Source organism: Hoeflea algicola (genome assembly GCF_026619415.1).
GTDB lineage: Bacteria > Pseudomonadota > Alphaproteobacteria > Rhizobiales > Rhizobiaceae > Hoeflea > Hoeflea algicola.
The window spans coordinates 2,029,766-2,049,527 of the sequence record NZ_JAOVZR010000001.1; the positions used below are offsets into that span (position 1 = coordinate 2,029,766).

The 19,762-nt window shown below is 62.9% G+C and carries 18 protein-coding genes and 1 pseudogene; 10 read left to right on the forward strand and 9 right to left on the reverse strand.

The window, feature by feature from the left end:
* The first annotated feature begins 45 nt into the window (after nt 1–45).
* Together OEG84_RS10020 and OEG84_RS10025 are read left to right on the forward strand one after the other, a co-directional pair.
* Complete coding sequence (locus OEG84_RS10020) at nt 46–2,232, forward strand: ABC transporter permease (protein WP_267653628.1); 2,187 nt, start codon at nt 46–48, stop codon at nt 2,230–2,232.
* The gene (locus OEG84_RS10025) at nt 2,233–3,318 is read left to right on the forward strand and encodes an ABC transporter ATP-binding protein (protein WP_267653629.1); all 1,086 of its coding nucleotides are present in this window, start codon (nt 2,233–2,235) and stop codon (nt 3,316–3,318) included. It begins immediately after the preceding gene.
* Here the strand turns inward: OEG84_RS10025 and OEG84_RS10030 are convergent.
* Nucleotides 3,315–4,097, reverse strand: coding sequence for an inositol monophosphatase family protein (locus OEG84_RS10030; protein ID WP_267653630.1), 783 nt, complete (start codon nt 4,095–4,097; stop codon nt 3,315–3,317). The genes OEG84_RS10025 and OEG84_RS10030 overlap by 4 nt on opposite strands.
* Nucleotides 4,098–4,298: 201 nt before the next feature.
* On the opposite strand from OEG84_RS10030, the gene OEG84_RS10035 reads away from it, so the two are divergent.
* Entirely contained in the window at nt 4,299–4,484 is a 186-nt protein-coding gene (locus tag OEG84_RS10035; protein ID WP_267653631.1) for a DUF1059 domain-containing protein, read from the forward strand.
* Between the two features lie 151 nt (nt 4,485–4,635).
* Here OEG84_RS10035 and OEG84_RS10040 read toward each other — a convergent pair.
* From OEG84_RS10040 to OEG84_RS10050, 3 genes and pseudogenes are all read right to left on the reverse strand, one after another.
* Nucleotides 4,636–5,887: pseudogene (locus tag OEG84_RS10040) on the reverse strand (CCA tRNA nucleotidyltransferase).
* Entirely contained in the window at nt 5,884–6,534 is a 651-nt protein-coding gene (locus tag OEG84_RS10045) for a CoA pyrophosphatase (RefSeq protein ID WP_267653632.1), read from the reverse strand. Before OEG84_RS10045 ends, OEG84_RS10040 begins: the two are co-directional and overlap by 4 nt.
* A 3-nt stretch (nt 6,535–6,537) precedes the next feature.
* Complete coding sequence (locus tag OEG84_RS10050) at nt 6,538–7,158, reverse strand: DUF1285 domain-containing protein (RefSeq protein WP_267653633.1); 621 nt, start codon at nt 7,156–7,158, stop codon at nt 6,538–6,540.
* Nucleotides 7,159–7,274: 116 nt separating this feature from the next.
* Between OEG84_RS10050 and OEG84_RS10055 the strand changes: the two genes are divergently transcribed.
* Genes OEG84_RS10055 through OEG84_RS10070 form a run of 4 tightly spaced genes read left to right on the forward strand, consistent with a single transcriptional unit; the run spans nt 7,275 to nt 14,082 of the window.
* A complete protein-coding gene (locus tag OEG84_RS10055) occupies nt 7,275–8,288 on the forward strand; it encodes an AAA family ATPase (protein ID WP_267653634.1) in 1,014 nt (337 codons plus the stop codon).
* Between the two features lie 4 nt (nt 8,289–8,292).
* A complete protein-coding gene (locus OEG84_RS10060; protein ID WP_267653635.1) occupies nt 8,293–9,210 on the forward strand; it encodes a DUF58 domain-containing protein in 918 nt (305 codons plus the stop codon).
* Entirely contained in the window at nt 9,207–12,017 is a 2,811-nt protein-coding gene (locus tag OEG84_RS10065) for a DUF4159 domain-containing protein (RefSeq protein WP_267653636.1), read from the forward strand. The genes OEG84_RS10060 and OEG84_RS10065 overlap by 4 nt, the downstream gene beginning before the upstream one ends.
* A gap of 1 nt (nt 12,018) precedes the next feature.
* Complete coding sequence (locus OEG84_RS10070; protein ID WP_267653637.1) at nt 12,019–14,082, forward strand: hypothetical protein; 2,064 nt, start codon at nt 12,019–12,021, stop codon at nt 14,080–14,082.
* Nucleotides 14,083–14,106: 24 nt separating this feature from the next.
* Here the strand turns inward: OEG84_RS10070 and OEG84_RS10075 are convergent, their stop codons facing one another.
* Together OEG84_RS10075 and OEG84_RS10080 are read right to left on the reverse strand one after the other, a co-directional pair.
* Entirely contained in the window at nt 14,107–14,613 is a 507-nt protein-coding gene (locus tag OEG84_RS10075; protein WP_267653638.1) for a GNAT family N-acetyltransferase, read from the reverse strand.
* 5 nt (nt 14,614–14,618) lie between these two features.
* Nucleotides 14,619–14,843: a hypothetical protein gene (locus tag OEG84_RS10080; RefSeq protein ID WP_267653639.1), complete on the reverse strand. Its 225-nt coding sequence runs from the start codon at nt 14,841–14,843 to the stop codon at nt 14,619–14,621.
* Between OEG84_RS10080 and OEG84_RS10085 the strand changes: the two genes are divergently transcribed.
* A complete protein-coding gene (locus OEG84_RS10085; protein WP_267653640.1) occupies nt 14,842–15,831 on the forward strand; it encodes a glutathione S-transferase family protein in 990 nt (329 codons plus the stop codon). The genes OEG84_RS10080 and OEG84_RS10085 overlap by 2 nt on opposite strands.
* A gap of 128 nt (nt 15,832–15,959) precedes the next feature.
* Entirely contained in the window at nt 15,960–16,349 is a 390-nt protein-coding gene (locus tag OEG84_RS10090; protein ID WP_267653641.1) for a DUF302 domain-containing protein, read from the forward strand.
* A gap of 84 nt (nt 16,350–16,433) precedes the next feature.
* Here OEG84_RS10090 and OEG84_RS10095 read toward each other — a convergent pair whose 3' ends face one another.
* The 3 genes from OEG84_RS10095 to OEG84_RS10105 all read right to left on the reverse strand — a co-directional run bounded on the left by OEG84_RS10095 (nt 16,434) and on the right by OEG84_RS10105 (nt 18,785).
* Nucleotides 16,434–17,195: an ABC transporter permease gene (locus tag OEG84_RS10095; protein ID WP_267653642.1), complete on the reverse strand. Its 762-nt coding sequence runs from the start codon at nt 17,193–17,195 to the stop codon at nt 16,434–16,436.
* A complete protein-coding gene (locus tag OEG84_RS10100) occupies nt 17,192–18,118 on the reverse strand; it encodes an ABC transporter ATP-binding protein (RefSeq protein ID WP_267653643.1) in 927 nt (308 codons plus the stop codon). The genes OEG84_RS10095 and OEG84_RS10100 overlap by 4 nt, the downstream gene beginning before the upstream one ends.
* A 202-nt stretch (nt 18,119–18,320) precedes the next feature.
* Nucleotides 18,321–18,785: an NUDIX domain-containing protein gene (locus OEG84_RS10105; protein WP_267656149.1), complete on the reverse strand. Its 465-nt coding sequence runs from the start codon at nt 18,783–18,785 to the stop codon at nt 18,321–18,323.
* Between the two features lie 66 nt (nt 18,786–18,851).
* Between OEG84_RS10105 and OEG84_RS10110 the strand changes: the two genes are divergently transcribed.
* A complete protein-coding gene (locus OEG84_RS10110; protein ID WP_267653644.1) occupies nt 18,852–19,757 on the forward strand; it encodes a metallophosphoesterase family protein in 906 nt (301 codons plus the stop codon).
* Nucleotides 19,758–19,762: the final 5 nt, after the last annotated feature.

Consider the following 19,762-nt stretch of genomic DNA (forward strand, 5'->3'; position numbering starts at 1 on the left):
AATACGCCCGATAGGCCAGGAATCCACCCGACGATCCTTCTCTGGATGATCGTCGGGTGGATCGGCTATGCCGTGCTGCCCTGGTATGGGCTTGAGGCCAATTTCTTCTCGTTGTCCTGGCTGTTTGACGGCTATCCGTTCGACGCAGGACTGGCACCGGCCCTGTTTCTGGTGCTGCAGGGCAAGAAGCTGTGGCTGGCGCCAATGCTGGTTCCGCTGCTGTTGCCATTGCTGATCGGCCGCAGCAAAAAGCAGGATCCGCGGTTTGGCTGGCTGTTGATCTCCGCCGGGGCCATGGGGTTGTTCTTGCTGTTTGCGCAAGGCTACGGCATCGGCCTTCGTGGCTGGAATTTCGCCTGGGCAGCCGAAGCCTTCGGTCCGCTCGGAGACCGGCAGTTCGGCATGGGCTACGGCGCCATGCTGGTTGCTGGCGCCTTTCTGTTTCTGCTGACGCTCGGCATCGCCGCGCGTGGCGCGGTTGGCGGGGATGTGTTTGTCGTTTCTACCATTGGCTTCGTTGTCGCCGTCGTCGCGCTGTTCATTTTCCTGCCGATCCTGCAGATGCTGGCCAGCGCGCTTGCGACCGAAGATGGCGGCTATTCACTCACGGCGTTTCTGGGCAAACTATTCTCCAACCGCATCTGGGGGCTGGGTTGCATCACCAGTGGCACCCGCTGCGGCGTGGCCTGGAACTCACTGTTCCTGGCCGTGTTGGTGGGCTTCATTACCACCCTGCTCGGCCTCGTCTTTGCATTGATCGCCACCCGCACCGATGTCCGCTACCGCAAACTGCTCAGAGCGCTCACCGTGCTGCCGGTGATCACCCCGCCATTTGTGATTGGCCTTGCCATCATCCTGCTGTTCGGTCTCTCCGGCGCCGTCACCCAAGGCTTTTCCTGGTTGTTCGATATCCAGGCCACCCGCTGGGTCTACGGCCTGCCCGGGCTGATCATCGCCCAGACACTGGCCTTCACCCCGATTGCCTTCCTGGTGCTGATCGGCGTCGTCGAGGGCGTCAGCCCGTCGATGGAAGAAGCCGCACAAACCCTGCGCGCCAACCGCTGGCAGACTTTCCGCACCGTGTCGCTGCCCTTGATGCGCCCCGGACTGGCCAATGCCTTCCTGCTCGGCTTCATCGAAAGCATGGCCGATTTCGGTAACCCGCTGGTGCTTGGTGGCAATTTCGACGTGCTCTCGACCGAGGTCTTCTTCGCCATTGTTGGCGCCCAATATGACCAGTCCCAGGCAGCGGTGCTGGCCATCGTGCTGCTGATCTTTACCCTGAGCGCATTTTACGCGCAGCGCTTCTGGCTCGGCAAGAAATCCTACACCACGGTGGCCGGCAAGGGCGATGCCGGGGTTCACCCACCCTTGCCGCGCGGCCTGACAATCGTCATCTCCTCGGTCGCCACCTTCTGGATCGGCGTCACCGTGCTGGTCTATGCAACGATCTTTTATGGCAGTTTCGTCAAGCTCTGGGGCGTCGACACCTCGCTCACCTTTGATCATTACATCCAGGCATTCGCCATGGGCTGGAATGAATTCGGCCTGCACCTGAAGGGCTCTGCCTGGGCGTCGTTCTGGACCACCATCTGGATCGCCCTGGTCTCGGCGCCGCTGACCGCCAGCATCGGGCTTCTCACCGCCTATCTTCTGGTGCGGCAGCGCTTTGCCGGCAAGAACGCATTCGAATTCGGCACCATGCTGTCCTTCGCTATTCCCGGCACGGTGATCGGCGTGGCCTATGTGATCGCCTTCAACGTGCCGCCAATCGAGCTTACCGGCACCGCGCTGATCCTGATCCTGTCGTTCATCTTCCGCAACATGCCGGTGGGCGTGCGCGCCGGCGTCGCCTCGATGTCACAGCTCGACAAGAGCCTGGACGAATCCTCGCTGACGCTCGGCGCCAATTCGTTCCAGACCTTCATCCGCATCATCCTGCCGTTGCTACGGCCCGCCATTCTTGCAGCCCTGGCCTATTCCTTCGTCCGCGCCATGACCGCAATCAGCGCCGTCATCTTCCTGGTCAGCGCGCGCTACGACCTGTCGACCAGCTACATTATCGGCCGGGTTGAAAACAACGAATACGGCATCGCCATCGCCTATTCGACGGCACTTATCTTCGTCATGCTGGCGGTAATCGGGCTGATGCAATTGCTCGTCGGCAGCCGCAACATCGGCCGCCGCGAGGGCGGGCCGGACAAGCAAGTACAGATCCTGGGAGGCGGTTGAATGAGCGTCATAGGCAGCAACGCCGCATCGGTGGAGTTTATCGATGTCACCAAGGTTTATCCCAACGCCAAGGTAGCCGCGGTCGACAATGTCTCGCTCCATGTCGAGACGGGAAAACTGGTGACGCTGCTCGGTCCCTCCGGCTGCGGCAAGACCACCACCTTGCGCATGATCGCCGGGCTGGAAATGGCCACTTCGGGCAAAATCCTGATCGGCGGCCAGGATGTCACCAGCCTGCCCGCCACCGACCGTGATGTCTCGATGGTGTTCCAGTCCTACGCGCTGTTCCCGCATATGAGCGTGCGTGAAAACGTCGAATATGGGCTCAAGTTCTCGGGTTTCCCCAAGAAGGAGATCAACGAGCGGGCGATGGCCGGCCTCGATTTAGTTGGCCTGCAGGATTTCGGCGCGCGGCTGCCCAGCCAACTGTCCGGTGGCCAGCAACAGCGCGTCGCCGTCGCCCGCGCGCTGGTGCTCGAGCCGCAGGTGCTGCTGTTTGACGAGCCGCTGTCCAATCTCGACGCCAAGCTGCGTCGCCAGGTCCGCGAGGACATCCGTGACATCCAAACCAAGCTGGGCCTGACGGTGGTCTATGTCACCCACGACCAGGAGGAGGCACTCGCCGTCTCCGACCGGATCATCGTCATGCGCAATGCGGTCATCGCCCAGGAGGGAACGCCGCGAGATCTCTATGACGCGCCGGCCAGCGCCTTCGTTGCCGATTTCATCGGCGAGGCCAACCTGCTCGATTGCACGATCAGCCGCGTCGACAACGGCACCGCCACCGTGGCACTCGGCCCGGTCAATCTGAAATTGCCTGCCCGCAACCTGCCCCCAGGCCCCGCGCAACTGGCCATCCGTCCCGGTCGGCTGGCATTCGAAAATGCAGGCACGCCAAACACGCTGGCCGCCCGACTGACCAAGGTCACCTATGTCGGCAGGCATCTCGAATGCCTGGCGGAAACCGAGGTCGGGCAGGTATTTGCGATCTGTACCGACGTCAACGCCCCGTTCAAATCAGGCGACAACATCGCGCTTGGCTTTCCCGACCGCGCGCCGGTGCTGATCCCGGCTCAGTCGATTTAAAAACTGGCCTTTGCGATCTCCTGGATCTCGTCGAACATGTTCGGGCCGCCGGTGATCACCACCGTTCCGCCATCGAGGCTGGTAGCCGGATCGGGCTTGACGATGGTACCGCCGGCCTCTTCGATCATCAGCAGGCCGGCAACACAGTCCCAGGAATTCATGTGTTCCTCAATATAGCCGAGCAACCGCCCGGCGGCGACATAGGCGAGCATCAGTGCACCTGAGGCGTTGCGGAAAAACACCCCGCCGCGTTTGATCACCATCGCCACCATGGTCGCAGCCGCCATCGCAGGAGCACGACCTGAAAAGCCGATCCCCAACGAACCTTGGCCAATGTCGCCGGTCTGGGCGACACGCATCGCCTTGCCGTTGACAAAGGCGCCACCGCCCTTGGAAGCCGTAAACATCTCTCCAGAGGACGGCTCGAAAATCACCCCGACCACTGCGGCGCCGTCCCTGGCGCAGGCGATCGCCACGCACCATTGCGGGATTCCGCGGACGAAATTGGCGGTGCCGTCAATCGGGTCGATAACCCAGTCATAACCGCTGGTTCCGGTCTTGCGACCGTGTTCTTCTCCGACAATCCCGTCATCCGGCCAGCGCTCGTTGATGGCGTCGCGGATCAGGGTTTCGGTGTCCTTGTCGGCATTCGACACGAGGTCCTGGTGGCCCTTGCTCTCGATCACCAGCGCGTCGATCGCCTGAAAATGGGTCTTTGCGAACGCGCCCGCCTTCCGGGCAAGCTCGGTGGCGAAGTCCAGTCTGTCTTGGTACTGCAAGGGGAAATCCGTTCAGAATTGAAAGTCGAAGCACGATCCTATGCCAACCATACCGGACTGACCAGCCCGTAAGAAGACTGCAAGCGGAGCCACGGGAGGTGCAATTTCGACTCATTCATGCTAGGTTCGGTACTCGCCCACGGTATTGATTGACGGCTGGCGAAGCATTGGTATTCGGCCTTTCAAAAGGAGGATGTAACCATGAAGACCTTCCACTGCGGATCCCTCGTTCCCGGCTGCGACTGGCACACCCGCGCCGACAGCGAAGCCGAGGTTGTTTCGCGTGTCGTCGATCATCTGCGCCAGTCCCATGGCGAAACCACGATCCGGCCATCCATCATCGAGCAGATCAAGGAACGGATGAGCGACGAACAGAACGCCGCTTAAATCCGGGGGGCCATTCACTTTGCCCTCCCTCCCCAACGCAAAGTGAACGGCCCCCGATTTTGTTTGATCGGAGATTGCCTGCGTTCAGCGCAATCCGGCATCAGCTGGTCGGTGCAAAACCAAACAGTCGCCGATATCATGCGACGTACGCTCAATCGATTTCAGAAAGCAGCGCGTCCTTACTTAGCGCAAAATTGCTCGCCACCCATTTGTCTTCCAGTTCTGACAATCGAGCGCCCATCTCCGGGCCAGGCGCAACGCCGCGATCAATCAGGTCTGCGCCCGACACAGGAAACACCGGCCGTTCCCACGCCAGCGCGCGGGCCAGATGACGGCTGTGCCCGGCGGCCTCCGTCAGCGCCGCCGGATCGCTATCCGCGCGGGCCCGGGCAGAGATCAGCGACAATCGGATGCGGTCGCCCAGCGACTTGCCACCATGACGGTAGAGCAGCCGGTCGAGCGCGGTGATTGCCAGCGTCGGCTGCAGCGCCGGCGCTTCGGCCCATCTGACCAGCCGTTCGGTTTCCGCGCGTGACATTTTCAGCCGCGCGGCAAGCGCCTGTACTCGCGCCACATCTGGCGGAATGATGGCCATCAGCCGCAGCATTGGATCGGGCTCCCAACCCAGCGCCGTCTCGGTGGCGGTCAGCCCAGCAATCGAGATCGATGCCCCATTTCTCGGTTTCCGGCAGCACTGCCGTCAGCACGCCGGTCTGGCGCATCCACAACAGTGCCCGGCCCGGATCAACGGCCTTGAGCAGCGCCTTCAATTCCTTCCACACTCGCTCGGCGGAGAGCTTGTCGAGATTACCCTTGGCGCGGGCACAGGCCTTCAGCGCCGCCGCATCCGGACGCCCGGCGCCGTAATGGGCGAAAAAGCGGAAATAGCGCAGCACCCGCAGATAATCCTCGGCAATCCGCGCGTCGGCATCGCCGATGAAACGCACCGTGCGGCTTTCGATGTCCGCAAGCCCGCCAACCAGATCGATGATTGTACCCGACTGATCGGCGTAAAGCGCGTTGATGGTAAAATCGCGCCGCTCGGCGTCAACCTGCCAGTCACGCCCGAACGTCACCTTTGCACGGCGTCCGTCGGTCTCCGCATCATGGCGCAGCGTGGTAATCTCGAACCCTTGCCCGTCAATCACCAGGGTTACCGTGCCATGATCAATGCCGGTCGGCACCGAACGGATGCCTGCCTCCTTGGCTCGCGCCACCAACTGCTCGGGCGGCCAGCTGGTGGCAAGATCGATATCGGTGACCGACTGGCCCATCAGCGCGTTGCGCACCGCACCGCCAACCACCCGCACCTCTTCGCCGTCCTGGTTGAGAAGCGCAAATATCCGGCCCAGCGCCGGATCCTGGAACCAGCTCTCGGTGGCGACGCTTGCAGCATTGCTCATGCGTAAAGCCTTTCATACATGGTGCGGATGATCCCGGCGGTAACGCCCCAGATGTTGTGCTCGCCATAGGGCATGACGAAATAATGCCGCTCCAGGCCCTCCCAGACACGGCTTTCGCGCCGGTGGTTGGCCGGGTCCATCAAAAACGACAGCGGCGTTTCGAACACCGCGGCGACTTCGGCTGGGTTGAGCGTCAGTGAATAGCCCGGCTGCACCACCGCCAGCACCGGCGTGATGCGAAAACCGGTGGTGGTCAGGTAGACCGGCAGCCGCCCGACCGGCTCGACAAAGCGGCGATCAAGACCGATTTCCTCCTCGGCCTCGCGCATTGCGGCGATCTCGGCGCTGCCGTCTTCCGGGTCGATCGAGCCTCCGGGAAAAGCCACCTGGCCCGAATGCTGGCGCATGCTCGCGGAACGGCGGGTCAGGATCACGCGCGCCTCGGGGCCGCCTTCGGTTACCGGCACCAGCACCGCAGCCTCGCGCGGTTTGGTGCCGACCAGTTTTGAGACCAGATCGGGGTTGAGCACATGATCGCCATGCCCCAGATGCGCCGGCTCCGCCCCGAAGGCATGATCGGGGTTGTGGATGCGAGCACGTTCGCGAAACTGTTGCGCATCAAACCGCAGCGGTGGGGGGCGCGGCATGGCTCAAAGTTCAGCCTCCAAATCAGCCATCGGCATCACCGGGAACGTCGCGCCGCCAGAGCGGATCGCAAACATCTCGACGCCGTCGATCTCGACCGGCTCGCCGAGTGCGAGCAGATCATAGGTCACCGCCCGATTGATCAGCGCTTCGAGCCGGCCGCGCACCAACAGATAGGGCTTGAGCTGTTCGGTCTCCCCGAGCGTCACGAATCGCAGCGGATTATCGGGCCCGGCGCGCACCACATCGCCGACATTGGTGCGGAATGTGAGCACCGGGCCATCGTCATTCTGCTCGACGGTCATCTCAACGGCCACGAATGGCGCGTCGACGACACGAATTCCGATCTTTTCCACAGGCGTGATCAGATAGGTCTTGCCATCCTCGTCCTGACGCAGAACTGTCGAGAACAGCCGCACCAGCGCGGGGCGACCGATCGGCGTACCCATGTAGAACCAGGAGCCATCGGCCCTGATTTCCATGTCGATATCGCCGCAATAGTCCGGATTCCAGCGTTCAATCGGCGGCAAACTGTCCTTTCCCGCATTGCGGTCGGCCTGGGCGCGCGAAATCAGCGCCGCCAAACCTGCAGCATCTGTTTTCGCGGTAGTCCTTGTTTTTGCCATTGTCCTGTCCAGCTATGGTTAGAGGTAACCAGATAGTCAACCTGACGGCCCTTGTCAGCCTTTCAGCGTAGAATAAGCTGTCTCTAAGCCCCGAAGACGAACACGCGGAGATTTCCATGGGACGTATCGACACCAGCACGCAGCCGATTGACGAGAAGGCTGTGGTCGCTGCCGCCGAGCAGGCGCTGGCCGATATCTCGGCGGTACGCGAGGCCGTCTCGGAGGTCATTTTCGGCCAACAAGCCGTTGTCGAGCAAACCCTGCTGGCAGTACTCTCGGGCGGCCATGCGTTGCTCGTCGGGGTGCCGGGACTGGCCAAGACCAAGCTGGTGACAACGCTCGGCACCGTCCTCGGACTGTCCTCAAACCGCGTCCAGTTTACCCCCGACCTGATGCCATCCGACATTCTCGGTTCCGAAGTCATGGATCAGGATGAGGCCGGGCGCCGCTCGTTCCGCTTCGTCCCCGGTCCGATCTTCACGCAGTTGCTGATGGCCGATGAAATCAACCGCGCCTCACCGCGCACCCAGTCTGCGCTGCTGCAGGCCATGCAGGAATACCACATCACCGTCGCCGGCGCCGCCCATGATCTGCCGCGGCCGTTCCATGTACTGGCTACCCAGAACCCGCTCGAGCAGGAAGGCACCTACCCGCTGCCTGAAGCCCAGCTTGACCGGTTCCTGATGCAGGTCGATGTCCCCTACCCGGAAATAGCAGCCGAGCGGCAGATCCTCTTGGAGACCACCGGCGCCCGCGAAGCACAGCCGCGTGCGGCGATCACCATGCAGCGGCTCGCCGAAATCCAGGCACTGATCCGCCAGATGCCGGTGCCTGAATCGGTGGTCGACGCCATTCTCGAACTGGTCCGCGCTGCCCGCCCCGGCCATGGCAATGCCCGCATCGACGAGACCGTATCCTGGGGCCCTGGCCCGCGCGCAGGCCAGGCGATGATGCTGTGTGCCCGCGCCCGCGCGCTCTATGATGGCCGGCTGGCCCCCTCCATCGACGATGTCAGGGCGCTGGCTGAGCCGATCCTGCAGCACCGCATGGCGCTCAGTTTCGCGGCCCGCGCCGAGGGCATCGGCATTCGCGACGTCATCGCCGACCTCGTCGCCTCGAAAGCCGGGTGAGCCTATGGCCCCGATCGGCCAGCTGACCCAACCCACGGCGCGGATCGACGCGCTCGCCCGCGCCCGCCAGCGTGCGGCCTTGCTGCCCGATTGCCTGGCCGAGGCGCGGCGTGTCGCCAACACCATGATTGCCGGCTGGCACGGCCGTCGCAAACGCGGCATTGGCGAGACCTTCTGGCAGTTCCGGCCCTATGTCGACGGCGAATCGCTCTCCCGCATCGACTGGCGACGTTCAGCCCGCGACGATCATCTTTATGTCCGAGACCGCGAATGGGAAGCCGCCCATACCATTTGGCTCTGGGCCGACCGCTCGCCCTCGATGCTGTTCAAATCCGAGACCGCGCTGGTCGCCAAGGAAAGCCGTGCCCTGGTGCTGATGCTGGCGCTGGCCGAAATCCTGTCGCGCTCGGGCGAACGCATCGGCTGTCCTGGCGTGATGGAGCCGGTGGCCTCGCGCAACGCGGCCGAACGGCTGGCGTTGGCACTGGCGCATGCCCCGCAACAGACCACGTTGCCCGATCTAACCCAGGTCGGGCGGATGAGCGATGTCGTGCTGATCAGCGATTTTCTCGATGAGACCGGAACGCTTGAAAAGGCCATCGGCCCGGCCGCGCGCCGCGGCATCCGTGGCCACGCCATCGAAATTTCCGACCCGGCCGAAGAGATCTTTCCCTATGCCGGCCGCACCGAGTTCCGCGACCCCGAAACCGGCCAGAAACTGGTTGCCGGCCGCGCCGAAAACATTGCCGCCGACTATCGCCGTGCCTGGCTTGCCCGCCGCGATGCGCTAGCCCACGGCGTCCGCCGGCTCGGCTGGAGCTATCTCCCGCACCGCACCGATCGCCCGGCTTCGGAAGCGCTCGCTGCCGCGCACGGGCAACTGTCGGGCAACCCCACTCCGAAAAAGGCGCCCACGCCATGATCGCCGGCCTGCCCATCGCCTTTGGCGCTCCGGCGATCCTGTTCGGGCTACTTGCACTGCCGGTGATCTGGTGGCTGCTGCGGCTGACCCCGCCGCGCCCGGCAGCCGAACCCTTCGCGCCGTTGGCGATACTGGCGCGCGTGCTCAAGCCCGAGCAGACACCGTCGCGCAGCCCTTGGTGGCTGACCGCGCTGCGCCTGCTGATTGCCGCCCTGGTGATCCTGGCGTTGGCCGAACCGGTGCTCAATCCGCGTGACCGGGCACTGAGCGCCGACGGGCCGCTGGCGCTGATCATCGACAATGACTGGGCCAGCGCGCCGGACTGGGAAGCCCGCACAAACGTCGCCGAGGACCTGATCAACGAGGCGGAGGCGCGCGAGCTGCCGGTGTCGATCGTCTTTACCGCCGAGCGGCGTCACGACGCCACGCCGACCACCGTTGCCCGCGTACGGGAACAATTGCGCGCCGCCAAGCCGCGCCCGCTCCGACCCGACCGCGGTAGCGCCACGACCGCGCTCGCAACAGCGCTGGGCGACACACGACCCGGCACCGTTGCTTTCCTTACGGACGGCATCGACAGCGCCGGCACCGCCGAAGCGTTGACCCGGCTGGCAGATCTTCAACCCACAGCCTTGCGCGTAATCGGCGCCGACGATGCGACCGCTCTTATCCTGACCAGTGCTGACAATGGCGCCGACACGCTGAAAATCGAGGCAAGCCGGCTCGACACCAGTATGGCCGCCAGCTATCGGCTGGTGGCGCGCGACAGCAAGGGGCGGGAAATCGCCACCGGGCCGCTCGCATTCGAACCCGGACAGGGCAGCGCCAGCGGTGCCATCGCCGCACCATTTGAAATCCGCAATGACATCGCCCGGATTGACATTGCTGGCTACGACACCGCCGGCTCGGCGCGCGTGCTCGACGACAGTTTTCGCCGCCGCCGGGTGGCACTGATCTCAGGCGAGGCCGCCGATATCGCCCAGCCGCTGCTCTCGCCGCTCTATTACATCGAACGCGCGCTCTCGCCCTATGCCGACCTGATCGAGGCCGATAGCGCCGATATGGCCACCGCCGTTCCCAAACTCATCAACCAAGCCCCGGCGGTCATTGTCATGGCCGATATCGGTGTCCTGCCCGATGACGTCACCGGACCACTGACGGAATGGATTGAGCGCGGCGGCACGCTGATCCGTTTTGCCGGTCCGCGTCTGGCTGCAGCCCCCGCCGATGATACACTTGCGCCAGTCAAATTGCGCACCGGCGAACGCCAACTCGGCGGCGCGCTATCCTGGATCGAACCGCAACCGCTGGCCGATTATCCCGCAACAAGCCCCTTCGCCGGGCTGCCGACGCCGCGCGATGTCACCGTCAGCCGCCAGGTGCTGGCCGAACCTTCGGCCGACCTTGCCGACCGGACTTGGGCCAGCCTTGCCGATGGCACGCCGCTGGTCACGGCTGCCGACCGTGGCGCCGGCCGCATCGTGCTGTTCCATGTTACCGCCGAAGCCGGCTGGTCGACCTTGCCGATTTCCGGCCATTTCGTCGACATGCTACGCCGCGTGGTGCAGTTATCGCGCGCCGTCTCCGGCGGCGGCGAAGCCGCCTCGGGCATCCTGTCGCCCTGGCGGTTGCTCAACGCCGACGCCGCCCTTGTTCCGGCAAGCGGCGACGCCAAACCGCTCGACCTTGGAACCGGCACGACTGTTCGGGCCGGTCATGACAACCCGCCTGGGCTCTATGGCAGCGAGGACGGTTTTTATGCGCTCAACCTGTTCACGCCGGGCGAAACCCTTCAACCGGTGCAAATTCCTGACCTGTCGATTCCCGTCGACCGAGTGCCGATTGCCGGCGACAGCTCGGTCGATTTCCGACCGTGGCTGTTCGGCGCGGCACTGATCGCGCTCATGGCCGATACATTGATCGTACTGGTGCTCAATGGTGGTTTCCGCCGTCGCGGCCTCAGAGCCTCTGCGGCGGCGTCCGCCCTGCTGCTCGTCTTCGGCCTCGCCGCCGCGATGGCGCTGGGGTCGGGCGGCGCCCGAGCCCAGGATTCCCAGCCCGGCGACGCCGAACTGATCGACAGTCTGGAAAGCACCCGGCTTGCCTTTGTGCTGACCGGCGACGCTGAAGCCGACCGGACCAGCCGTTCGGGCCTCGACAGCCTGTCGCGCTATCTGGCGCAACGCACCGCGCTTGAGCCGGGCACCGCCGTCGGCGTCAATATCGAAACCGACCAGCTGGCACTCTATCCGTTGATCTACTGGCCGATGAGTGAAGACGCCGATTTCCCCTCGCCCTCCGCCATCAGCCGCATCGACGCCTATATGAAAAACGGCGGTACAGTATTGTTCGACACCCGCGACCAGATCACCGATCTTGGCGGCGGCTCCAGCGCGCTGACCGTGCGGATGCAGCAGATTCTGTCCGATCTCGACATTCCCCCACTTGAGCCGGTGCCCGCCGACCATGTGCTGACCAAGTCCTTCTTCCTGCTCGACACATTTCCCGGCCGCTACGCCGACGGGCCATTGTGGGTGGAAGCAATCCCGCAGACCGACGACCCGACAACCCGCCCGGCGCGCGCCGGCGATGGCGTGTCGTCGATCCTGATTACCGGCAATGACATGGCCGCGGCGTGGGCCGAGGACGAGCGCGGCTATCCGCTTTATGCCACCGTGCCGCAGGATCCTTGGCAGCGCGAATTTGCGTTTCGCGCCGGCGTCAACATCGTCATGTACATGCTGACCGGCAACTACAAGGCCGATCAGGTGCACATCCCGGCGCTGCTCGAACGGTTGGGGCAATGACATGAGCCTGGCTTTCTCCCCGCTGCTGCCGTTGCCCTTGATCCTTGCCATCGCGATTTTCGCCTTGCTGCTGATCGGCTGGGCGCTGTTCAGGCGCATGCGCGGCGCCCTGCTCCGCGCATTGGCGCTCGCAGCCCTGGTGCTGGCGCTGGCCAATCCGGTGGCCAATTTCGAGGACCGCGAACCGGTCTCGAGCGTCGTCGCCATCGTCGTCGACCGCAGTCCAAGCCAGATCAGCCTTGACCGCACCGCGCGCACCGAAGCGGCGCTGAAGGCGCTGACCGACCGGCTTGCCCGCTACCCGGCGTTTGAAACCCGGATCATCGAAGCTGTCACCGATCCCGACGCGCAATCGCCCTCCACCCGCCTGTTCGAGGCGTTAGCGTCCGGCATCCGAGATGTGCCCAGCTCCCGGCTTGCCGGCGCGGTGATGATTACCGACGGCCAGGTCCATGACATCCCCGGTTCGATCACCGCCCTCGGGTTCGACGCACCGTTGCACGCACTGATCGTCGGCGATGAAAACGAGATCGACCGACGCGTCGAGGTGGTTCGCAGCCCGCGCTTCGGCATCGTCGGCGAAGACCAGGAAATCATCTATCGTGTCAGCGAGGACGGCGCCTCGGGCGTTTCCGCACCGGTGGCCGTCAGCGTGCGTATCAATGGCAAGCAGATCGCCACCGAGGTCGCCACTCCGGGACAGGAAGCATCATTCTATCTCAATCTGCCACGCGGCGGCGAGAACATCATCGAGTTTTCCGTCGATGTCATCGACGACGAGGTTACGCCTGCCAACAACCGTGCGGTGGCGCTGATCGAGGGCATCCGCGAAAACCTCCGTGTGCTGCTGGTCTCCGGCGAACCCCATGCCGGCGAGCGCGCCTGGCGCAATCTGCTCAAGTCCGATGCCTCTGTCGATCTGGTGCATTTCACCATTTTGCGTCCCCCGGAAAAGCAGGACGGCACGCCGATCGCTGAACTGTCGCTGATTGCATTTCCGACCCGCGAACTGTTTGTCGAAAAGATCGACGAATTCGACCTGATCATTTTCGACCGATACCAGAACCGTGGCGTGCTGCCGGTGCTCTATTACGATTACATCGCCCGCTATGTCGAAGACGGCGGCGCGCTGCTGATCGCCGCCGGGCCCGAATATGCTGGCCTCGGCTCGATAGCCGAAACTCCGCTAGCGCCCGCTCTGCCGGCATTGCCGACCGGCGAAGTCACCAAAGCCGGGTTTTACCCACGACTGTCGGATGCCGGCAAGCGTCACCCGGTGACCCGCGACCTGCCCGGCGGCGCCTCCGAGCCCCCCGACTGGGGCCGCTGGTTCCGCACAATTGCCGTGCACGATACGGTCGGTGACGAGGTGATGCGCGGCGCCGATGGTGAGCCGCTGCTGATCCTCAACCGCCATGGCGATGGCCGTGTGGCGATGCTGTTGTCCGATCAGGGCTGGCTCTGGGCCCGTGGTTTCGAAGGTGGCGGACCGCATGTCGCGCTCTACCGCCGCATCGCCCACTGGCTGATGAAGGAGCCCTCGCTCGAGGAAGAAGCGCTGCGCGCCACAGCACTTGGCCGCAAGCTGACAATCGAGCGCCAGACCATGGCCGACACCACCGGCCCCGTTACCGTGAAGCTTCCATCCGGCGCGGTGCGCGACGTGGTTCTCGCGCCCTCGGGCGACGGGCTGTTCAGTGCCGAACTGACGCTGGAGGAACCGGGCCTGGTGGAAGTCTCCGCCGGCGATTTGTCGGCACTCGCCCATGTCGGCGCCGTCGATGCGCCCGAATTCCGCGCCACAGTCTCCACCACCGAGGCACTCGCGCCGCTTTCCGCGCTCAGCGGCGGCCTGACCGTGCGCGTCAATGCATCTGCCAGCGATCTGCCGCAAATATTGCCGGTCCGTTCCTCCAGCATCAATGCCGGCGACCGCATGGGCCTGCGCGCCAGCAATGAAAGCGTGCTCAAGGGCGTACGGTCTCTGCCGCTGTTTGCCGGCTTCCTCGGGCTTGCACTGATGATTCTGGCGCTGGGCGCTACCTGGTTCCGCGAGGGCCGATAAAACAGCTCGCGCGTCCTTGCCGGCCTACCCGCGGTCGCGATGCCGGATTTCACCCTTCAGCACCGCAGCCTCGACATCACCAAAACAGGCAGCGAGCAGACGCCGCGGGTCGAACGGACCCGGCATCTCAAGCGCACCCGGGATCGTGGGTGCAAACCCGAGCGGTCCATAGTAAGGCGGATCGCCAATCAGCAACGTCACCTGGCTTGCGCTGTTTTGCGCCGCCGCCAGCGCGATCCGAACCAGTTCGCGGCCAATACCGAGGTTCTTGTGGGATGGACGCACCGCCAGCGGCCCAAGCAGATGACCGGCAACATGCCCGGCAAACACCGGCGTCATCCGCACCGAGGCAATGATCTCGCCCTTGTCGGCGGCGACGAAGGAGATGCCACGGTCATGTGGCCCCTGTTCGCGAACCCGTTCGGCGGCGCGCACGAAGCGGCCGGGCCCGAAAGCCTCTTGATTGATGAGGTCGATGGCCGCGTCGTAAGACGGGTCTTCGGCAAGAAAGACGAGATCATGGCAGGGCATGGGCATTATCCGGAAACAGACGACAAGACATAAGGCAGCGCCCGCAAAAAGCGCGGGGTAGGTCTTTTCAGCGTCGTCGCAAAGCCGTGGCGGGCATCCGGTTTTCCTTCTGGTGGTTCGCCCATAGCAAAGCAATTCATCGTCGTCCAATGCAAAACGCACCGTTCACCTTCATTTCCTTCGCTTTTTGCCGTTGCCGTCTTATGTCTTGGGCAAAGGAGAATGCTCATGGGTATGCTGGTAGATGGCGTCTGGAAGGACGTCTGGTACGACACGAAATCAACAGGCGGCCATTTCAAGCGCAAGCAGGCCTCGTTCCGCAACTGGGTAACAGCCGACGGCGCACCGGGCCCGTCGGGTACCGGCGGGTTTGCCGCAGAGGCCGGCCGCTATCACCTTTATGTTTCACTCGCCTGCCCGTGGGCGCACCGGACGCTGATTTTCCGCAAGCTCAAGGGGCTCGAAGATGCGATCTCGGTATCGGTCGTTGATCCGCACATGGCCGAGAACGGTTGGGAATTCCACGACCGCGACGGCGGCACCAGCGATCATCTCGGCAACGCCGATTTTCTCTGGCAGGTCTATGTCGCCGCCGATCCTGGTTATACCGGTCGCGTGACGGTGCCAACGCTGTGGGACAAGAAGACCAAAACCATCGTTTCCAACGAATCCTCCGAAATCATCCGCATGCTGAATTCGGCCTTCGACGCCATCGCCAAGCCAGCGCCGGATTTCTATCCGCAGGCGCTCAGGACTGAAATCGACGAGATCAACGAGACCGTCTACCACAAGGTCAACAACGGCGTTTACAAGGCGGGCTTCGCCACCACCCAGCAAGCCTATGAGGAGCACGTCACCGAGCTGTTCCAGACGCTCGACATGCTCGACGAGCGGCTTCAGGCGCAGCGCTATCTGGTAGGCGACACGTTGACGGAAGCCGATTGGCGGCTGTTTACGACGCTGGTGCGTTTCGATCCGGTCTATGTCGGCCATTTCAAATGCAACATCCGCCGTATTGCCGATTATCCGGCGCTTTCAGGCTATCTGCGCGAGCTCTATCAGATGCCCGGCATCGCCGAGACCGTGAACATGGATCACATCAAGAACCATTATTACGGCAGCCACGACACCATCAACCCGACCGGCATCGTCCCCGTCGGTCCGAAGCTTGATCTGAACGCGCCGCATGGCCGTGACACGCTGAAAAAGGCGGCCTGAGCAATGGGCTGCAGCGTCGCGCCCTTAATTGGCTCAGGGACGCTGCAGGCACGGCCATGCATTGATATATAAATAAACACACATATATAGGATTATGCCCCATCACCGGGAAGCCAAGGAGACAGCGCATGTCCTATACAATTGACCGAACATTCAAGGATTCAGGATTCGACGCCATCACCGAGCGGACCCGGGCTGCACTAGCAAAAAATGGTTTCGGCGTGCTGACCGAGATCGATGTCGCCGCAACAATGAAAAAGAAGCTCGACGCCGACATGCCGCCCTATCTCATTCTCGGCGCCTGCAATCCGAAAATGGCTTATGAGGCGATCGGCATCGAGCCGCGGATCGGCGCCATGCTGCCCTGCAACGTCATCATCCGCGACACCGGCGCGGGCGAAATCACCGTCAGCGCAGTCGATCCGGTAGCCTCCATGCAGGCTGTCGGCAACCAGCGTCTGACCGAGGTCGCGGGCGAAGTCCGCGCCATGCTCGAAACCGTTATCCGCAACGTGTAGGACACCTTGGCGGGAGCGTCGGTCTGGTGGCCGGCGCTCTCCGCAATTTGCCAGTGACCCGGCCTGCGCCGTGACCTGCCCGGATCAGCTTCTGATCTTGAAGCCGGTCTTGAAGGTCCACCAGATAATGCCGAGACAGGTGAACATGAACAGCGCGATCATCGCCAGGCTGATGCCGATATTGACATCGGCAGTGCCGTAGAAGCTCCAGCGGAAGCCCGAAATCAGGTAGACCACCGGATTGAACAGCGTCACCGTCTGCCACAACGGCGGCAGCATCGAGATCGAATAGAAACTGCCGCCGAGAAACACCAGCGGCGTGATCACCAGCAGCGGCACCATCTGCAACTGCTCGAAATTCTTCGACCAAAGCCCGATGATGAAGCCAAACAGGCTGAACGAGATCGAGGTCAGCGCCAGAAACGCAATCATCGCGCCGGGATGCATGATCTCGAACGGAACGAAGAAAGCAGCCGTCAGCAACGTCACCAGACCGATCAGCAGCGCCTTGGAGGCTGCCGCCCCCACATAGCCCATCACGATCTCCAGATAGGAAATAGGCGCGGTGTGGACCTCGTAGATCGAACCGATGAATTTCGGGAAATAGATCCCGAACGAGGCGTTGGAAATGCTCTGGGTCAGCACCGACAGCATGATCAGGCCAGGCACGATGAACGCGCCGTAGCTGACGCCGTCGACTTCCTGGATGCGCGAACCGATGGCCGCACCGAAGACGATGAAATACAGCGACGTCGACAGAACTGGCGAAATCAGGCTCTGTGACAGGGTGCGGAAAAACCGCTTCATCTCGAAAGAATAGATGGAACTGACGGCTCTGAAATTCATGATTTGTCCTCCACCAGCCCGACAAAGATGTCTTCAAGCGAGCTTTCGCGTGTCTGCACATCACGCAGGATGATGCCGGCCTTGCCGAGATCGGCAAACAGCGATGCAATTCCGGTGCGCTCGCCATTGGCTTCGTAGGAATAGATCAATGTCTGCTCTTCGGCCGAGTATTCGAGATTGTAGCGGCTCAGCGCTTCGGGGATGACATCGAGCGGCTGCATCAGTTCCACCCGCATCTGCCGTTTGCCCATGCGCTGCATCAACAGATCCTTTTCCTCCACCAAGAGCAATTCGCCGCTGCGGATCACTCCGACCCGGTCGGCAATCGCCTCGGCCTCGTCGATGTAGTGGGTGGTCAGGATGATGGTGACGCCGTCATCCTTGAGCTGGCGCACCACCTCCCACATCTCCTTGCGCAATTCGACATCAACGCCGGCCGTCGGCTCGTCGAGAAACAGCACCCGCGGCTCGTGACACAGCGCCTTGGCGATCAGCACGCGCCGCTTCATGCCGCCCGACAGTTCCATGGTCTTGGCGTCGCGCTTGTCCCATAGTGACAGTTTTTCGAGGATGCTCCTGAGCAACGCCGGATCCTTGGGTTTTCCGAACAGCCCGCAGGTAAAGCGCAGCCCGTCAATCACACTCTGGAACGGTTCAAGCGCGATTTCCTGCGGCACCAGCCCGATCAGCGAGCGCGCCTGCCGAAAATCCTTGACCACATCGAAGCCGCCGACCGTGGCCGTGCCGGAACTGGCGTTGACCAGCCCGCAGATGATCGAGATCAGCGTCGTCTTGCCCGCACCATTGGGGCCAAGCAGGGCCAGAATTTCGCCTTCCTCGATGTCGAGGTTGACGTTTTTCAGCGCCTGAAAGCCGCCCTCATATTGCTTGGAAAGATTTTGAATCGACAAGATGCTTGCCATGGTCTTCTTCTCAAAAACGGATTGGGCCGGAAGTGCAATGCGCCCGTAGCGGTGGGAATTCACTAAAAAACAACAATCGCAGGCCCGGCAAAGGTAAGCCTGTTCCTGCTGCATTCAAGGGTAGTGGCGCCAAAGCGCAGCGCGGCGGAACTTCGATGGGCGTCATTTCAGACGCAGCTCGGCCTTTAACCTGAGGCCGAATTTACCATTCATCACTCGCGGCCTGGTCGCCAGACAATTCCGCCAGTCGCCGCCGGGTCGCAGCCGTCACGCCCTTGGGTAGACCGTCCAGCGGGAAAAATCCGGCCTCGAGAATTTCCCGGTCGGCCAGCTTCGGCGCTGTCTGGCGCACCCGGCAACGGTAAAACGCAACATGGTCGCGGACACTGGTGCGGCGGTTGAAATAGACCGCAAACAGCTCGGGCTCTCCAAAAATCTGCAGATTGCCCTCTTCGCGCAGTTCCTTTTCCAGCGCCTGAGCCAGCGTTTCGCCGCGCTCGACCCCGCCACCCGGCATGTGCCAGCCGGGCACATAGGAATGACGCACCAGAAACACCCGGCCCTGATCGTCAAACGCGGCTGCGCGAACGCCAAGCGTCATGCCGCGCGAGAGCGCAAACCAGACATGCAGCACCCGGGTGACAAGTCTGGCCTTCCAGTTGCGCATTTCAGGCGGCGGTGAGTCCCCCTGTGGCGCTTGCGGGGCGTTGCCGGGATCGCTAATGCTCACACCATGTTTCGACTTGCTCATATTTCCGACATCCATCTCGGGCCGCTGCCCCGGGTGACACTGGCCGAACTCGCTTCCAAGCGGATCACTGGCTTTGTGAACTGGCACCGCAATCGCCGCAAGCATCTTTTCGGCAATACGCTCGAACAGGTGGTCGCAGAAATTCGCGCGGCCGCACCCGATCATGTCGCCATCACCGGCGATCTCGTCAACCTGGCAACCGGCGCCGAAATCGAAGCCGCGCGACTGTGGTTGGAAAACCTGTTCGACCCGGCGCTGACGACTTTGGTGCCCGGCAACCATGATGCCTATGTGCCCGGCGCCTTTGCCCGCACCACCACAGCCTGGCGCCCCTGGATGATTTCTGACGACGCCGTGCCCGAAGCGCCGCTGTTTCCGAGTTTCCGCCGCCGCGGCCCGGTGGCGCTGATTGGATTGTCGACGGCCAACGCCACCCTGCCTTTCATGGCGACGGGGGATTTCGGCCACAAGCAGGCCCGCGCTGCCGGCGCGTTGCTCGACAAGGCAAAGGAAGAAGGCCTGTTCCGCGTCATCCTGATCCACCACCCGCCGGTGCCCGGTGCCGCAAGCTGGCACAAGCGGATGCGCGGCACGGCGCGGTTTGCCAAGATGCTCAAGCTCCATGGCGCCGAGTTGGTGCTGCATGGCCACACCCATCTCGACACGCTCTATCATCTCAAGGGACGCGACGGACTGGTGCCGGTGGTGGGCATTGCTTCGGCCAGCCAGGGACCGGGCAGCAGCCGTCCGACTGCCGGTTTCAATCAGTTTGACATTGAGGGAGAGCCCGGCAACTGGCGGCTTGAACACACCCGAATGCGCCTGTCTGACAAAGGCACAGGCTTTGAAGCCCACAAGATCGGGGTGATCGGCGGCGACCCGGTATGAATAGT

Bases quoted from the DNA above. Each gene is read 5' to 3' on its own strand.
- OEG84_RS10020 (WP_267653628.1), top strand. From the start codon at position 46: ATGATCGTCGGGTGGATCGGCTATGCCGTGCTGCCCTGGTATGGGCTT.
- OEG84_RS10025 (WP_267653629.1), top strand. From the start codon at position 2,233: ATGAGCGTCATAGGCAGCAACGCCGCATCGGTGGAGTTTATCGATGTC.
- OEG84_RS10035 (WP_267653631.1), top strand. From the start codon at position 4,299: ATGAAGACCTTCCACTGCGGATCCCTCGTTCCCGGCTGCGACTGGCAC.
- OEG84_RS10045 (WP_267653632.1), bottom strand. From the start codon at position 6,534: ATGCCGCGCCCCCCACCGCTGCGGTTTGATGCGCAACAGTTTCGCGAA.
- OEG84_RS10050 (WP_267653633.1), bottom strand. From the start codon at position 7,158: ATGGCAAAAACAAGGACTACCGCGAAAACAGATGCTGCAGGTTTGGCG.
- OEG84_RS10055 (WP_267653634.1), top strand. From the start codon at position 7,275: ATGGGACGTATCGACACCAGCACGCAGCCGATTGACGAGAAGGCTGTG.
- OEG84_RS10060 (WP_267653635.1), top strand. From the start codon at position 8,293: ATGGCCCCGATCGGCCAGCTGACCCAACCCACGGCGCGGATCGACGCG.
- OEG84_RS10065 (WP_267653636.1), top strand. From the start codon at position 9,207: ATGATCGCCGGCCTGCCCATCGCCTTTGGCGCTCCGGCGATCCTGTTC.
- OEG84_RS10070 (WP_267653637.1), top strand. From the start codon at position 12,019: ATGAGCCTGGCTTTCTCCCCGCTGCTGCCGTTGCCCTTGATCCTTGCC.
- OEG84_RS10075 (WP_267653638.1), bottom strand. From the start codon at position 14,613: ATGCCCTGCCATGATCTCGTCTTTCTTGCCGAAGACCCGTCTTACGAC.
- OEG84_RS10085 (WP_267653640.1), top strand. From the start codon at position 14,842: ATGGGTATGCTGGTAGATGGCGTCTGGAAGGACGTCTGGTACGACACG.
- OEG84_RS10080 (WP_267653639.1), bottom strand. From the start codon at position 14,843: ATGAGCATTCTCCTTTGCCCAAGACATAAGACGGCAACGGCAAAAAGC.
- OEG84_RS10090 (WP_267653641.1), top strand. From the start codon at position 15,960: ATGTCCTATACAATTGACCGAACATTCAAGGATTCAGGATTCGACGCC.
- OEG84_RS10095 (WP_267653642.1), bottom strand. From the start codon at position 17,195: ATGAATTTCAGAGCCGTCAGTTCCATCTATTCTTTCGAGATGAAGCGG.
- OEG84_RS10100 (WP_267653643.1), bottom strand. From the start codon at position 18,118: ATGGCAAGCATCTTGTCGATTCAAAATCTTTCCAAGCAATATGAGGGC.
- OEG84_RS10105 (WP_267656149.1), bottom strand. From the start codon at position 18,785: ATGCGCAACTGGAAGGCCAGACTTGTCACCCGGGTGCTGCATGTCTGG.
- OEG84_RS10110 (WP_267653644.1), top strand. From the start codon at position 18,852: ATGTTTCGACTTGCTCATATTTCCGACATCCATCTCGGGCCGCTGCCC.